Consider the following 14,074-nt stretch of genomic DNA (forward strand, 5'->3'; position numbering starts at 1 on the left):
TGAGAACCCATTTGTTTTCGGCCATTGCTCCACTATTTGTAAGCAAGTAGCTGTTAATGGTTGTATTACTAAGCATAATCCCATCTTTGTCGAAGTAATACCAAGAATCGTTGATTTTTTCCCATTTATTCTGAGAAATTTTTCCAGAAGAATTAGCGAAGTACCAATATTTATCAATGAGAACCCATTTGTTTTCGGCCATTGCTCCACTATTTGTAAGCAAGTAGCTGTTAATGGTTGTATTACTAAGCATAATCCCATCTTTGTCGAAGTAATACCAAGAATCGTTGATTTTTTCCCATTTGTTCTGAGAAATTTTTCCAGAAGAATTAGCGAAGTACCACTTTCCATCGATGAAGTTCCAACCGTTTTCAGCCATTACTCCATCTTTATTGAATACATAACCATCAAAGGTTGTATTGCTTAGTCGATTTCCATCTTTGTTGAAGTAGTACCACTTTCCTTGGATTTTTTTCCAGTCGGTAACAGGTTTATTGTGTTCATAAAATCGCCAGTTATTATTTTCTTCTTGCCAACCTTCTTTGATTTTTTCAACTTTTGTTTCTTCAGGCTTCTTCTCTATTTTTTCTTCTTTATCGTCAATTTTAGAAGAATTGTCTGTTTTTTCAAGATTCTCTTTCGATTTTTCTTGGTTTTCGATTTTTGAAGTATTTGAATGAGGAATTGTTACATTTTCTCGCACTGACTCTGCTTTATTTTCTTGAGCCTGGACAGTTGCTTGAGTGAATCCTAAAATAGATAGGGCAACTGTACTCGCAAGTATAACTTTTTTCATTTTTATCTCCTTTTGTTTTTGGGTTATCATAATAAAATTTTGCTGATTTCTCAACTATTAAACTGGACTTCTTCTAGTAGATAGTCGATAAAGCGTTCGCCCATCTTGGATAGGCTGGTTTTTTCATGCTGGATATAGACCAGCTCAATGGAGTCGTCAATATCCAATGGGATAGAAACGATATTGTCTCCGTTGAGGTTGCTGTTCAAAATCCCTGTCGCAATGGTATAACCATCCAGACCAATCAAGAGATTAAAGAGGGTAGCACGGTCGCTGACTACGATAGATTTTTTGTGGTATTCCTGCGAGAGAATCTCTTCTGAAAAGTAGAAGGAGTTGTGAGTTCCTTGGTCATAACTCAAATAAGGGAAATTTTCCAAATCAGACAGTTTGACCTTGTCTTTCTTTGCCAGAGGATTGGTCTTGCTGACAAAGATATGCGGTTGGGCTGTGAAGAGATGGTGAGCCAGCAGGTGGTTGTCATCCAGCATCTTGGTTAAAACATCACGGTTGTAGCTGTTCAAAAATAGGACACCGACCTCACTACGGAAGTTCTTGACGTCGTCGATAATTTCCCAAGTTCGAGTTTCACGAAGGAAGAGCTCGTATTTCTCCATATCGCTTTTCTTGAGCAAAGAGACAAAGGCATTGACCACAAAGGCATAGTGTTGAGATGAAACGCTAAAAAGTTCACGGTGGGCGACAGGATTTTTATAACGTTCCTCTAGAAGCTGAGTTTGCTCGACAACCTGACGGGCATAAGAGAGAAACTCCATCCCATCACGGGTCAAGGTGATACCCTTGGGATTGCGGATAAAGATTTCAATGCCCATTTCATTTTCCAAATCTCTCACTGCATTGGAAAGACTTGGCTGAGTGATGAAGAGTTGCTTGGCTGCCTCATTCATAGAGCCAGTTTCGACGATTTTGATAATATAATGTAATTGTTGAATTCTCATGTTTTTATTGTACCACACTTGCGTCAGAATCGCCAAAGAAGATAGGAAAATCAGGAGCATTGTGTGAGTCTCTTCTTGAAAAAAAGACAAAATTTTGCTAGAATGAGTCTTATGAAAACATTCTATGATGTGCAGCAATTCCTCAAACGATTTGGTATTATTGTTTACATGGGAAAACGCTTATATGATATTGAACTGATGAAGTTGGAACTCTCACGGATTTACGATGCAGGGTTGATGGACAAATTAGACTATCTAGAAGCAGAAGCGGTTCTACGCAGAGAGCACAAGGTGGAATTGAATTATATTGAGAAAAATGGAGAAAAGAACTAATGGTTACTTGGATTTTGTGGGCACTTATACTGGCAATGTTGGCGTGGATGGGCTTTAACTATCTTCGTATTCGCCGTGCGGCTAAAATTGTGGACAATGAGGAATTTGAAGCCTTGATTCGTACGGGTCAATTGATTGATTTGCGAGACCCAGCTGAATTCCACAGAAAACATATCCTTGGTGCCCGCAATATTCCTTCAAGTCAGTTGAAGACCAGTCTTGCAGCCCTTCGTAAGGATAAACCTGTCCTTCTCTACGAAAACCAACGTGCGCAACGTGTCACAAATGCAGCCCTTTACTTGAAAAAACAAGGTTTTCCTGAGATTTATATCCTTTCTTATGGTTTGGATTCTTGGAAAGGGAAAGTCAAAGTTGAGAAATAAGAAAGTGAGCTTGGATGTTTCCGAGCTCATTTTTTAACTACTTTTTCTGAGAAAGTCACGAATGCTTGCCAATTCTTCTGAGTTTAGAGGTCGATAGTCTCCTTCTTGAAGATTATCATCCAAGCTCCAAGGTCCAAAATGGGTACGTTTGAGAGAAGTCACCTTGACACCAACCGAGAGGAACATTTTCTTGACCTGATGAAATTTTCCTTCTGAAATGGTGATGGAGGCTTGACTGAGGGAAGGACTTGCAGATAGAATCTCTAGTTTTGCAGGTTTACAGATAGTGCCATCTAAAAAGATAATTCCCTTTTGAAAGGTTTGTATATGGTCAGGTATCAGGAGTCCATTAACCTCAACTTTATAAGTCTTATCGACATGATATTGGGGATGGAGGAGCTGAAAGCCCAAGGGACCGTTATCGGTCACGAGGAGGAGTCCTGTCGTATCTCGGTCCAGTCGGCCGACGGCATAGAGCTTGTCAGACTGGACGTCAGGCGAAAGGAGGTCCATGACGGTTGGAAGTTTCTTGTCTTTGTTGGCTGTAACGACACCAGCAGGTTTATGAAGCATAAGGTAGGTGTGCTCATAACCTTGAATGATTTGGCCCTGAAAAAGGAGTTCTTGTAGTCCTGTATCGATATTTTGAGCTAGGGAGCGGGCTGGGCAACCATCGACGAGAATGTCCCCTTTGAGTAAGGCTTGTTTCATGGCCTTTCGGCTGATTTTTTCTTGGGCTAATAAATTATCTAAACGCATACTGTGCCTATCTTATCATAAGTCGCTTGCTTTGAAAAGGCTTGACGTGAAAAGAAAAGCGGAGTGAAAACATTTACACTTGCTTGAATTATGTTATTTACTTGAAATTATGGTATAATCGTTCAGTTAGAAAATAAATTTTGAATATTATAGAGGAAATCATGACAAAACTTAGAGAAGATATCCGTAACATTGCGATTATCGCCCACGTTGACCACGGTAAAACAACCCTCGTTGACGAATTATTGAAACAATCAGAAACGCTTGATGCACGTACTGAATTGGCAGAGCGTGCTATGGACTCAAACGATATCGAAAAAGAGCGTGGAATTACTATCCTTGCTAAAAATACAGCCGTTGCCTACAACGGAACTCGTATCAACATCATGGACACACCAGGACACGCGGACTTCGGTGGAGAAGTTGAGCGTATCATGAAAATGGTTGACGGTGTTGTCTTGGTCGTAGATGCCTACGAAGGAACCATGCCACAAACTCGTTTCGTATTGAAAAAAGCCTTGGAACAAGACCTTGTCCCAATCGTGGTTGTTAACAAAATCGATAAACCATCAGCTCGTCCAGCAGAAGTAGTGGACGAAGTCTTGGAACTTTTCATCGAGCTTGGTGCAGATGATGACCAGCTTGACTTCCCAGTGGTGTATGCTTCAGCGATCAACGGAACTTCTTCATTGTCAGATGATCCAGCTGACCAAGAAGCGACTATGGCACCAATCTTTGACACGATTATCGACCATATCCCAGCTCCAGTAGATAACTCAGATGAGCCTTTGCAGTTCCAAGTGTCACTTTTGGACTATAATGACTTCGTTGGACGTATCGGTATCGGTCGTGTCTTCCGTGGTACTGTTAAGGTTGGGGATCAAGTTACCCTTTCTAAACTTGACGGCACAACTAAAAACTTCCGTGTTACAAAACTCTTCGGTTTCTTTGGTTTGGAACGTCGTGAAATCCAAGAAGCTAAAGCAGGTGACTTGATTGCCGTTTCTGGTATGGAAGATATCTTTGTCGGTGAAACCATCACTCCGACAGATGCAATTGAAGCTCTTCCAATCCTACACATCGATGAGCCAACTCTTCAAATGACTTTCTTGGTCAACAACTCACCATTTGCTGGTAAAGAAGGTAAATGGGTAACTTCTCGTAAGGTAGAAGAACGCTTGCAGGCAGAATTGCAAACAGACGTTTCCCTCCGTGTTGACCCAACTGATTCACCAGATAAATGGACAGTTTCAGGACGTGGAGAATTGCACTTGTCAATCCTTATCGAAACAATGCGTCGTGAGGGCTATGAACTTCAAGTATCTCGTCCAGAAGTTATCGTAAAAGAAATCGATGGTGTTAAATGTGAGCCATTTGAACGTGTTCAAATCGACACTCCAGAAGAATACCAAGGTTCTGTTATCCAAAGCCTTTCTGAACGTAAGGGTGAAATGTTGGATATGATTTCAACTGGTAACGGTCAAACTCGTTTGGTCTTTCTTGTTCCAGCGCGTGGTTTGATTGGATACTCAACTGAGTTCTTGTCAATGACTCGTGGTTACGGTATCATGAACCATACCTTCGACCAATACTTGCCATTGATTCCAGGGGAAATTGGTGGTCGTCACCGTGGTGCCCTTGTCTCTATCGATGCTGGTAAGGCTACAACTTATTCAATCATGTCTATCGAAGAACGTGGTACGATATTTGTCAACCCAGGTACTGAGGTTTATGAAGGAATGATCATCGGTGAAAACTCTCGTGAAAACGACTTGACAGTTAACATCACTAAGGCAAAACAAATGACCAATGTCCGTTCAGCTACTAAGGATCAAACAGCTGTTATCAAGACTCCTCGTATCTTGACACTTGAAGAGTCTCTTGAGTTCTTGAACGACGATGAGTACATGGAAGTAACGCCTGAGTCTATCCGTTTGCGTAAACAAATCCTTAACAAGGCAGAGCGTGAGAAAGCTAACAAGAAGAAAAAATCAGCTGAATAAGAGCTAGAAAGAGATAAAAATGGTTTATTTAATCATAGGACTCCTCTTATTACTACTCTATGTATTTGCGACACCAGAAAGCATTAAAGGGACAGTCAATATCGTCCTTGTCGTCTTTGCTTTCGTAGCACTTTTGATTTTGCTGATGTTGTCAGTTCTGCAAATCTTTCAGCTACCTACAGAATTCTTTATCGCAATCGCTATGCTCTTCCTAGCATACTTTAGCATGCGAGATATTACCCTCATGTCGGTCAGTAAAAGTAAAAGAAGATAAAAAGAGAGTTTTGGCTCTCTTTTTGTCTGTTAGAATGCTGGATCTGAGCATTTTCATTTAGAATTATTTCCATAAAAATGGTAAAATAGTAAGAGTAGAAATGGAGTTCGAGACATGAAAGTAATAGATCAATTTAAAAATAAGAAAGTCCTTGTTTTAGGTTTGGCAAAGTCTGGTGAATCTGCAGCTCGTTTGTTGGACAAGCTCGGTGCCATTGTGACAGTAAATGATGGGAAGCCTTTCGAGGACAATCCAGCTGCGCAAAGTTTGTTGGAAGAAGGGATCAAGGTTATCACAGGTGGTCATCCTTTGGAACTTTTGGATGAAGAGTTTGCCCTTATGGTGAAAAACCCAGGCATTCCCTACAGTAATCCCATGATTGAAAAGGCTTTGGCCAAGGGAATTCCAGTCTTGACTGAGGTGGAATTGGCTTACTTGATTTCAGAAGCGCCGATTGTTGGTATTACTGGTTCGAACGGTAAAACAACCACAACGACCATGATTGGGGAAGTTTTGACTGCTGCTGGACAACATGGTCTCTTATCAGGAAATATCGGCTATCCTGCCAGTCAAGTGGTCCAAACTGCGTCAGACAAGGACACGCTTGTCATGGAGCTTTCTTCTTTCCAACTCATGGGCGTTCAAGAATTCCATCCAGAGATTGCGGTTATTACCAACCTCATGCCAACTCATATCGATTACCACGGTTCTTTTGAGGAATATGTAGCAGCCAAGTGGAATATCCAGAACAAGATGACAACAGCTGATTTCCTCGTCTTGAACTTTAACCAAGACTTAGCAAAAGAATTAGCTACTAAAACACATGCCACTGTTGTACCATTCTCAACACAGGAAAAGGTTGATGGAGCTTATCTGGAAGATGGTCAACTCTACTTCCGTGGGGAAGTAGTCATGGCAGCTGATGAAATCGGAGTTCCAGGTAGCCACAATGTGGAAAATGCCCTTGCGACGATTGCTGTAGCCAAGCTTCGTGGTGTGGATAACCAAACCATCAAAGAAACTCTTTCAGCCTTTGGTGGTGTCAAACACCGTCTCCAATTTGTGGATGAAATCAAGGGTGTGAAATTCTATAATGATAGCAAGTCGACTAATATCTTGGCAACTCAAAAAGCCTTGTCAGGATTTGACAATAGCAAGGTCATTTTGATTGCAGGTGGTTTGGACCGTGGTAATGAGTTTGACGAATTGGTTCCAGATATTACTGGGCTTAAGAAGATGGTCATCCTCGGTCAGTCTGCAGAACGTGTTAAACGGGCAGCGGATAAGGCTGGTGTAGCTTATGTGGATGCAACTGATATTGCAGATGCGACCCGCAAGGCCTATGAACTTGCGACTCAAGGAGACGTGGTTCTTCTCAGTCCTGCCAATGCCAGCTGGGATATGTACGCTAACTTTGAAGTACGTGGCGACCTCTTTATCGACACAGTAGCGGAGTTAAAGGAATAATATGAAAAAAATTGTCTTTACAGGTGGGGGGACGGTTGGACACGTGACCCTCAACCTTTTGTTAATGCCCAAGTTCATCGAAGATGGATGGGAAGTCCACTATATCGGAGATAAGCGTGGCATCGAACACCAAGAAATCCTCAAGTCGGGTCTAGATGTCACCTTCCATTCCATTGCGACTGGAAAATTGCGTCGCTATTTCTCTTGGCAAAATATGCTGGATGTCTTCAAAGTTGGCTGGGGAATCGTCCAATCGCTCTTTATCATGTTGCGACTTCGTCCACAGGCTCTTTTTTCAAAGGGAGGCTTTGTCTCTGTGCCGCCAGTTATCGCTGCGCGTGTGTCAGGAGTGCCAGTCTTTATTCATGAATCGGACCTATCTATGGGCTTGGCCAATAAAATCGCCTATAAGTTTGCGACGAAGATGTATTCAACCTTTGAGCAAGCTTCAAGTTTGTCTAAGGTTGAGCATGTGGGAGCAGTGACCAAGGTTTCAGATAAAAAAAATCCAGAACCCGATGAATTGGTGGATATTCAAACCCACTTTAATCCCCAATTGCCAACTATATTGTTTGTCGGTGGTTCTGCAGGTGCTCGTGTCTTTAACCAATTGGTGACAGACCATAAGAAAGAACTGACAGAGCGCTACAATATTATCAACTTAACTGGAGATTCTAGTCTGAACGAATTGAGCCAAAATCTTTTTCGTGTTGACTATGTGACCAATCTCTATCAACCCTTGATGGAATTGGCTGATATTGTTGTGACACGAGGTGGTGCCAATACGATTTTTGAGCTTTTGGCGATGGCAAAATTACATGTCATTGTGCCGCTTGGTCGTGAAGCTAGTCGTGGTGATCAGATTGAAAATGCAGCTTACTTTGTTAAGAAAGGCTATGCAGAAGAGCTTCAAGAAAGCGATTTGACCTTGGATAGTTTGGAAGAGAAGCTTTCTCACTTACTAAGCCACAAGGAAGATTACCAATCTAAGATGAAGGCTTCTAAGGAATTGCAATCTCTAGCAGATTTTTATCAATTGTTGAAAAAAGATTTATCATAAGGAAAGTAAATGTCAAAAGATAAGAAAAATGAGGGCAAAGAAATCCTCGAAGAATTGAAAGAGTTATCAGAATGGCAGAAACGAAACCAAGAATATCTAAAAAAGAAGGCTGAAGAAGAGGCGGCCCTAGCTGAGGAGAAGGAAAAGGAAAAACAAGCTCGAATGGCTTCAAAATCTGAAGGAACAGATGAAACTGAGGATCAAGAGAATGAATCTAATCCAAAGGACCCAGAATCAGCTAAGGAAGAGTCTGAAGAAAAAGTCGAAGATTCAGAAGAGGTCAAAAAAGAGGTATCCAAAGAGAAATCAAAGTCTACAGAGAACGAAGGACAGGATAAAAAAAGAGAGAAAAAGCCTGTAAAGAAGAAATCGGCTAAACCGAAAATTCCTGCCATCCATATCTTGCGAGCTCTAACGATTTTATTTCCAAGTCTGCTTTTATTGATTGTCTCTGCCTACCTACTCAGTCCTTATGCGACTATGAAGGATATTCGTGTTGAGGGAACAGTGCAAACTACAGCTGATGATATTCGACAGGCTTCAGGTATTCAGGATTCGGATTATACGATTAACCTTTTGCTAGACAAGGTAAAATATGAAGAGCAGATCAAGTCTAACTATTGGGTTGAATCAGCCCAGCTCGTCTATCAATTTCCAACCAAGTTTACTATCAAGGTCAAGGAATATGATATTGTTGCCTACTATGTTTCTGGAGAAAGTCATTATCCTATTCTTTCCAGTGGTCAGCTTGAGACCAGTTCTGTGAGCCTGGTCAGTTTACCAGAAACGTATTTATCTGTTCTCTTTAATGACAGCGAACAAATCAAAACCTTTACGTCAGAACTTTCTCAAATTAGTCCAGAACTCAAGGCGGCTATCCAAAAGGTGGAATTAGCTCCAAGCAAGGTGACTTCCGATTTAATTCGATTGACCATGTATGATACAGACGAAGTCTTGGTTCCCCTGTCTGAAATGAGCAAGAAATTACCTTACTACAGTAAGATTAAGCCTCAATTATCAGAACCGAGTGTGATTGACATGGAAGCTGGAATCTACAGCTACACTGTGGCGGATAAATTAATTATGGAGGCTGAGGAAAAAGCCAAACAAGAGGCTAAGGAAGCTGAGAAGAAGCAGAAAGAGGAAGAGAAGAAAAGACTGGAAGAACAGCAGAGTAAACTAGAAGAGGAGAAGAAAAAGCTGGAGGAAGAGAGCAATCGAAACCAGACGACCCAGCGATCATCGCGTCGCTAGGGTCTATCTTTTCTCTCATAGTTGTTTAGTGACCATGTTTTTACTTGACAAGTGCTAGTAGAAATAATAGAATAGTAAAAAACCTTTAAAGCAGTCCAGAGAGGCAGCTAAGGTTAGACGGTGAAAGGGTGGAGACTACCCATTTTTCGTGGAACCTTGCTGTTGGCAGGTTCCTTTTTTCGTGGCTTCTTGTGTCCAGACTCTCTCACTAGCAAAGGTAAAAGGAGAAACCTATGCGAGAACATCGTCCAGTCATTGCTCTTGATTTTCCTAGTTTTGAGGAGGTCAAGGAATTTTTAGCTCTTTTCCCAGAGGAAGAAAGCCTTTATCTAAAGGTAGGAATGGAGCTTTATTACGCAACGGGGCCTGAGATTGTGTCTTACTTGAAAGACCTGGGTCACAGTGTCTTTCTTGATCTCAAGCTTCATGATATTCCTAATACAGTCAAATCAGCTATGAAGGTCTTATCTCAGCTTGGTGTGGATATGACCAATGTTCATGCTGCTGGCGGTGTAGAGATGATGAAGGCGGCGCGTGAAGGTCTTGGAAGACAAGCCAAATTGATCGCTGTAACGCAGCTCACATCAACGTCAGAAGCCCAGATGCAGGAGTTTCAAAATATCCAAACCAGCCTGCAAGAGTCTGTGATTCATTATGCTAAGAAGACAGCTGAAGCGGGATTAGATGGTGTTGTCTGCTCGGCTCAGGAAGTGCAAGTCATCAAGCAGGTTACCAAACCAGATTTTATCTGTTTAACGCCAGGCATTCGTCCACAGGGAGCTGCGGTTGGAGACCAAAAACGCGTGATGACGCCAGCGGATGCCTATCAAATCGGTAGTGACTATATCGTAGTGGGACGTCCCATTACCCAAGCTGATGATCCTGTTGCAGCTTATCATACCATCAAGGATGAATGGACACAGGACTGGAATTAAAGAACTAGATTAGAAAAATAAAAGGAGAATACCATGACACTTGCTAAAGATATCGCTAGCCACCTCTTGAAAATCCAAGCCGTTTACCTTAAACCAGAGGAGCCTTTCACTTGGGCATCTGGTATCAAGTCACCGATTTATACTGATAATCGTGTGACACTTGCTTATCCAGAAACTCGTACCTTAATTGAAAATGGCTTTGTAGATGCTATCAAAGAAGCCTTTCCTGAGGTAGAAGTGATTGCAGGAACTGCAACAGCAGGGATTCCACACGGAGCTATTATTGCTGATAAGATGAATATGCCATTTGCCTACATCCGTAGCAAACCAAAAGATCACGGAGCTGGTAATCAAATTGAAGGCCGTGTAGCTCAAGGTCAAAAAATGGTAGTGGTTGAAGATCTTATTTCAACAGGTGGTTCTGTTCTGGAAGCAGTAGCAGCAGCAAAGCGAGAAGGAGCAGACGTGCTTGGTGTGGTCGCGATTTTCAGCTACCAATTGCCAAAAGCAGATAAGAACTTCTCAGACGCAGGTGTCAAACTTGTGACGCTTTCTAACTACAGTGAACTCATCCATCTAGCCCAAGAAGAAGGCTATATCACACCAGAGGGCTTGGATCTCCTAAAACGCTTTAAAGAAGACCAAGAAAATTGGCAAAATGCCTAAAATATATAAAATCAGGTAGTCACTAGGATTACCTGATTTTGTTTTGTGATTTTATTGGATGTTAGTCAACTTTTCCACCTTCAACAACTAGATCATCTGCCTTAGCAGCGTTACCGTAGGTTGGGTGAAGTGTTTTTTCATAGGCCTTGTGGAAGAAGTTTTCCTTGCCTAATTTTTCAATATCTTTATTGATGAAGTCTAGCAATTCTTGGTTGCCTTTTTGAACTGCTGCCGCAATGGTATCTGGATTACCAAGAGAAGTAATTCCTACTTCAAATCCTTTGTTTTCAAGCGCCCAAGCTAGGACTTCAGTATTGTCAGTAGAGAAGGCATCTCCACGTCCGTCAAGAAGGGCTTGGTAAGAGTCACTGTATTGGTCGTATTTTTGGAGTTTGATTTCTGGATGATTTTTTTCAAAATAAGTTTCAGCGGTCGTTCCTTTTGTGACAATCAAGGTTTTACCTTCAAGTTGTTTGACATCTGTAATGAGACCAGTCTTAGGTGATACGACACCCAGAGAAACTTTCATGTATGGAAGGGCAAAATCAACTTGTTTCTTGCGTTCGTCAGTCACTGTAAAGTTGGCAAGGGTAATATCCACCTTGTTTGAAATCAAGTATTCCGCACGGTTGGCAGCATCGACTGAAACGTATTTAACCTTGACACCAAGATCCTGAGCCAGTTGGTTCCCAAGTTCAATATCGTAACCTTTGTAGGAACCATCATTGTCAACGTAACCAAATGGTTTCTTGTCTCCAAATACTGCGATTCGAAGTTCGCCACTTTTTTTGATTTCATCAATTGTACGAGCCTTGGCAGTGGTTTTACCAGATGATGAACCAGCATTTCCACCTGAGCTACAAGCTGTGACAAAGATAAGGGCAAAGGCAAGTGCCAAAACAGTTAAGAGTGGTTTGAGTAGTTTCATAAGAATCTCCTTTATAGATATGAGCCAAATTGGCTAAAGTCAAAGACGTTTAAAAATTCCTGAGCTCGTTTGGTTTGTGGATTAGTAAAGAAGGCTTGAGCCGTTCCTTCTTCAGCGATTTTTCCTTGGTCGAGGAAGATAATCCGATCGGCAATAGCTTGAGCAAACTGCATTTCATGAGTTACTAAAATCATGGTACGGCCTTCTTGGGCCAAGTCGTTGATGAGTTCCAGAACCTCACGCACCATTTCTGGATCCAGCGAAGCCGTCACTTCGTCAAAGAGAATAATTTCTGGGTGCATGAGGAGGGCACGAACAATTGCAACCCGTTGTTTCTGTCCACCAGATAATTGACGCGCAAAGCTATGTTGTTTATCTAGCAAACCGACACGTTCCAGTAATTGCAGAGCTTCTTCCGTTACTTCCTTCTTATCGCGTCCTTGCGCCTTGATAGGACCTAGGATGAGGTTTTGAAGGACATCTAGATGTGGAAAGAGTTCATAGCTTTGAAAGACCATGCCAATCTTTTGGCGAACTAGGTGAAAGTCTTTTTTATTTTCAACGATAGATTGACCATCCAGAAGAATATCTCCACCTTGAATGCTTTCTAAGCCATTGAGGCAACGAAGGAGGGTACTTTTCCCACAACCAGATGGCCCAAGAATAACCACAACTTCCCCTTTTTTGATTTGCAGGGAAAGACCTTGGAGGATGGGATTGTCTCCGAAGGATTTTTTTATTTCCTTGATTTCTAAGATAGTTTTAGACATTTAGTTCCTCCAATGTTTTTCTAAGTGTGTGGATAGTTTGGAAATAGGGAAGCAAACTGCGAAATACAAGACCAGAATGGTTCCATAAATCCAAAAAGAAGCAGTTGGGATAGTCAGGCGGTTGCTATCGATGATTTGTTGTCCAACCTTGGTCACTTCAACAACCCCAATCAAGACAACCAAGGAAGTGGTTTTAATCATCCGAGTAACAAGGTTGATGGCTTGTGGCAGTAATCTTTTCAAGACTTGTGGGATGATGATATGGTAGTAAAGTTGAACATTGGTCAAGCCGAGCGCCTGTCCACTTTCAAACTGATGCTTAGGGAGGGAAGTGATAGCTCCACGGACCAAGTCCCCCATCTCAGCTGTTCCCCAGAGGGTAAAAACGATAATAGCAGAAGTCTCACCTGAGATATTGATATTAAAGTTTCGAGCTAAGCCAAAGTAAACGATGAAAAGTAGAACAAGCTGGGGCATGATACGGATGAATTCCAGATAAAATCGTGTCAAAAATCGTACGATTCTAGAATGGGAGGTCATGATAACTCCCATGACTGTTCCGAATATCATGGATAAGAGGACAGACAGGATGGATATCCCAATCGTAACACCCAGTCCCTGTATGATTCTCAGGAGATTATTTCCCTGAAAGAGTACTTGGATTCCCGAATCCTGCATGGCGGAGCCTCCTTTCTATCCAGCTAAAGACCAGTGAGATGGGAAGCAGCATCATCAGATAAGCACCTACCAACATAGCTAGCGCAATGTCTGTCTCATAGTAGAGCCCAATCAAGTCCTTGGCGACGTACATGAGGTCGGCCAAAGCCACTGCTGAGAAAACAGAGGTTTCCTTGATGAGGAAAATGACATTGGCACTAAAGGAGGGAAGTGCCACCGCTGTTGCTTGCGGCAGAACCACATAGCGAAAGACCTGTACAGGTGTCAGACCGATAGCTAATCCAATCTCATGCTGGGTTTGACTGACAGCTTCTAGCCCACTTCGGAAAGATTCTGCCATATAGGAGCCACCTAAAAAGACTAGTCCCAGAGTAGCACAGACTTCTGAAGATAGGACAATCCCCATTCGGGGAAGACCGAAATAGAGAAAGAAGAGTTGAATCAAAAGGGGCGTATTGCGTGACAATTCGATATAGGCTGTCGCTACTTGCGCCAAAACAGGAATTCGATAATGCCGAATGATACTAACGATTAAACCGAGCAGAAAGGATCCCAAAATTCCCCACACTGCAATATGCAAGGTCAGAAAGAATGCCTTTTGATATAGTGGTAGATATTGTTCAACAATGGACCAATCCAAAAATAGAACCTCCTATCTAGAAATAATACAGTTATTGTAGCACTTAAAATCTACTTTGGATAATATGTATTTTTTATTGCTGTTATAAGGATTTTTTATCATAGTCCTAAAATTTCTGAAATTTTCAAACAAAATATTTGAAAAGTGTTGAAAAAAGAGTTAAGATATT

The 14,074-nt window shown here is 41.8% G+C and carries 15 protein-coding genes and 1 pseudogene; 9 read left to right on the forward strand and 7 right to left on the reverse strand.

The genetic code is table 11. The annotated features are described in order from the left end of the window. Both GEZ84_RS00005 and GEZ84_RS00010 read right to left on the reverse strand, forming a co-directional pair. A pseudogene (locus GEZ84_RS00005) lies at positions 1 to 796 on the reverse strand (N-acetylmuramoyl-L-alanine amidase); the annotation flags it as partial. Positions 797 to 846: 50 nt separating this feature from the next. Further along, positions 847 to 1,755 carry a LysR family transcriptional regulator gene (locus tag GEZ84_RS00010; RefSeq protein WP_153222809.1) on the reverse strand — a complete coding sequence of 303 codons (909 nt, stop codon included), beginning with the start codon at positions 1,753 to 1,755 and terminating at the stop codon, positions 847 to 849. Positions 1,756 to 1,818: 63 nt separating this feature from the next. Here GEZ84_RS00010 and GEZ84_RS00015 point away from each other — a divergent pair, with 63 nt between their 5' ends. Both GEZ84_RS00015 and GEZ84_RS00020 read left to right on the forward strand, forming a co-directional pair. Beyond that, entirely contained in the window at positions 1,819 to 2,088 is a 270-nt protein-coding gene (locus GEZ84_RS00015; protein WP_319946393.1) for a YqgQ family protein, read from the forward strand. Further along, positions 2,088 to 2,471 (forward strand): rhodanese-like domain-containing protein, encoded by a 384-nt coding sequence (locus GEZ84_RS00020; RefSeq protein ID WP_153222811.1) that lies wholly within the window; start codon positions 2,088 to 2,090, stop codon positions 2,469 to 2,471. The genes GEZ84_RS00015 and GEZ84_RS00020 overlap by 1 nt, the downstream gene beginning before the upstream one ends. Positions 2,472 to 2,504: 33 nt before the next feature. Here GEZ84_RS00020 and GEZ84_RS00025 read toward each other — a convergent pair whose 3' ends face one another. Next, positions 2,505 to 3,230, reverse strand: a complete 726-nt coding sequence (locus GEZ84_RS00025) for a 16S rRNA pseudouridine(516) synthase (RefSeq protein ID WP_153222812.1) — start codon at positions 3,228 to 3,230, stop codon at positions 2,505 to 2,507. A 161-nt stretch (positions 3,231 to 3,391) separates the two neighbouring features. Between GEZ84_RS00025 and typA the strand changes: the two genes are divergently transcribed. The 7 genes from typA (at position 3,392) to pyrE (ending at position 10,889) form a co-directional block, all read left to right on the forward strand. Beyond that, positions 3,392 to 5,233: a translational GTPase TypA gene (gene typA / locus GEZ84_RS00030; RefSeq protein ID WP_000164108.1), complete on the forward strand. Its 1,842-nt coding sequence runs from the start codon at positions 3,392 to 3,394 to the stop codon at positions 5,231 to 5,233. A gap of 19 nt (positions 5,234 to 5,252) precedes the next feature. After that, positions 5,253 to 5,507 carry a DUF3165 family protein gene (locus GEZ84_RS00035; protein WP_153222813.1) on the forward strand — a complete coding sequence of 85 codons (255 nt, stop codon included), beginning with the start codon at positions 5,253 to 5,255 and terminating at the stop codon, positions 5,505 to 5,507. A gap of 114 nt (positions 5,508 to 5,621) precedes the next feature. Beyond that, complete coding sequence (murD, locus tag GEZ84_RS00040) at positions 5,622 to 6,974, forward strand: UDP-N-acetylmuramoyl-L-alanine--D-glutamate ligase (protein WP_153222814.1); 1,353 nt, start codon at positions 5,622 to 5,624, stop codon at positions 6,972 to 6,974. Between the two features lies 1 nt (position 6,975). After that, on the forward strand, positions 6,976 to 8,034 hold the full coding sequence (locus tag GEZ84_RS00045) for a UDP-N-acetylglucosamine--N-acetylmuramyl-(pentapeptide) pyrophosphoryl-undecaprenol N-acetylglucosamine transferase (RefSeq protein WP_153222815.1): 1,059 nt from the start codon (positions 6,976 to 6,978) through the stop codon (positions 8,032 to 8,034). Positions 8,035 to 8,043: 9 nt separating this feature from the next. Further along, complete coding sequence (locus GEZ84_RS00050) at positions 8,044 to 9,288, forward strand: cell division protein FtsQ/DivIB (protein WP_153222816.1); 1,245 nt, start codon at positions 8,044 to 8,046, stop codon at positions 9,286 to 9,288. Positions 9,289 to 9,521: 233 nt separating this feature from the next. Further along, positions 9,522 to 10,223 (forward strand): orotidine-5'-phosphate decarboxylase, encoded by a 702-nt coding sequence (gene pyrF / locus GEZ84_RS00055; RefSeq protein WP_153222817.1) that lies wholly within the window; start codon positions 9,522 to 9,524, stop codon positions 10,221 to 10,223. A 33-nt stretch (positions 10,224 to 10,256) separates the two neighbouring features. After that, positions 10,257 to 10,889 carry an orotate phosphoribosyltransferase gene (gene pyrE / locus GEZ84_RS00060; RefSeq protein WP_153222818.1) on the forward strand — a complete coding sequence of 211 codons (633 nt, stop codon included), beginning with the start codon at positions 10,257 to 10,259 and terminating at the stop codon, positions 10,887 to 10,889. 61 nt (positions 10,890 to 10,950) lie between these two features. On the opposite strand, the gene GEZ84_RS00065 is transcribed toward pyrE, so the two are convergent. From GEZ84_RS00065 to GEZ84_RS00080, 4 genes are read right to left on the reverse strand one after another with little or no spacing between them, the layout of a single operon-like run. Beyond that, positions 10,951 to 11,817 carry a cysteine ABC transporter substrate-binding protein gene (locus GEZ84_RS00065; RefSeq protein ID WP_153222819.1) on the reverse strand — a complete coding sequence of 289 codons (867 nt, stop codon included), beginning with the start codon at positions 11,815 to 11,817 and terminating at the stop codon, positions 10,951 to 10,953. An 11-nt stretch (positions 11,818 to 11,828) separates the two neighbouring features. Then, complete coding sequence (locus GEZ84_RS00070) at positions 11,829 to 12,587, reverse strand: amino acid ABC transporter ATP-binding protein (protein ID WP_153222820.1); 759 nt, start codon at positions 12,585 to 12,587, stop codon at positions 11,829 to 11,831. Beyond that, a complete protein-coding gene (locus tag GEZ84_RS00075) occupies positions 12,588 to 13,265 on the reverse strand; it encodes an amino acid ABC transporter permease (RefSeq protein WP_153222821.1) in 678 nt (225 codons plus the stop codon). Then, a complete protein-coding gene (locus GEZ84_RS00080) occupies positions 13,225 to 13,905 on the reverse strand; it encodes an amino acid ABC transporter permease (protein WP_153222822.1) in 681 nt (226 codons plus the stop codon). Before GEZ84_RS00080 ends, GEZ84_RS00075 begins: the two co-directional genes overlap by 41 nt. Positions 13,906 to 14,074 lie beyond the last annotated feature (169 nt).

This window comes from Streptococcus mitis (assembly GCF_009496155.1).
GTDB classification, from domain to species: Bacteria; Bacillota; Bacilli; order Lactobacillales; family Streptococcaceae; genus Streptococcus; species Streptococcus mitis_BQ.

What these genes read in the sequence shown, in the direction of transcription:
- GEZ84_RS00020 (WP_153222811.1), top strand. Translation starts at nt 2,088, where the DNA reads ATGGTTACTTGGATTTTGTGGGCACTTATACTGGCAATGTTGGCGTGG.
- GEZ84_RS00010 (WP_153222809.1), bottom strand. Translation starts at nt 1,755, where the DNA reads ATGAGAATTCAACAATTACATTATATTATCAAAATCGTCGAAACTGGC.
- GEZ84_RS00075 (WP_153222821.1), bottom strand. Translation starts at nt 13,265, where the DNA reads ATGCAGGATTCGGGAATCCAAGTACTCTTTCAGGGAAATAATCTCCTG.
- GEZ84_RS00025 (WP_153222812.1), bottom strand. Translation starts at nt 3,230, where the DNA reads ATGCGTTTAGATAATTTATTAGCCCAAGAAAAAATCAGCCGAAAGGCC.
- pyrF (WP_153222817.1), top strand. Translation starts at nt 9,522, where the DNA reads ATGCGAGAACATCGTCCAGTCATTGCTCTTGATTTTCCTAGTTTTGAG.
- GEZ84_RS00050 (WP_153222816.1), top strand. Translation starts at nt 8,044, where the DNA reads ATGTCAAAAGATAAGAAAAATGAGGGCAAAGAAATCCTCGAAGAATTG.
- typA (WP_000164108.1), top strand. Translation starts at nt 3,392, where the DNA reads ATGACAAAACTTAGAGAAGATATCCGTAACATTGCGATTATCGCCCAC.
- pyrE (WP_153222818.1), top strand. Translation starts at nt 10,257, where the DNA reads ATGACACTTGCTAAAGATATCGCTAGCCACCTCTTGAAAATCCAAGCC.
- GEZ84_RS00070 (WP_153222820.1), bottom strand. Translation starts at nt 12,587, where the DNA reads ATGTCTAAAACTATCTTAGAAATCAAGGAAATAAAAAAATCCTTCGGA.
- murD (WP_153222814.1), top strand. Translation starts at nt 5,622, where the DNA reads ATGAAAGTAATAGATCAATTTAAAAATAAGAAAGTCCTTGTTTTAGGT.
- GEZ84_RS00045 (WP_153222815.1), top strand. Translation starts at nt 6,976, where the DNA reads ATGAAAAAAATTGTCTTTACAGGTGGGGGGACGGTTGGACACGTGACC.
- GEZ84_RS00035 (WP_153222813.1), top strand. Translation starts at nt 5,253, where the DNA reads ATGGTTTATTTAATCATAGGACTCCTCTTATTACTACTCTATGTATTT.
- GEZ84_RS00065 (WP_153222819.1), bottom strand. Translation starts at nt 11,817, where the DNA reads ATGAAACTACTCAAACCACTCTTAACTGTTTTGGCACTTGCCTTTGCC.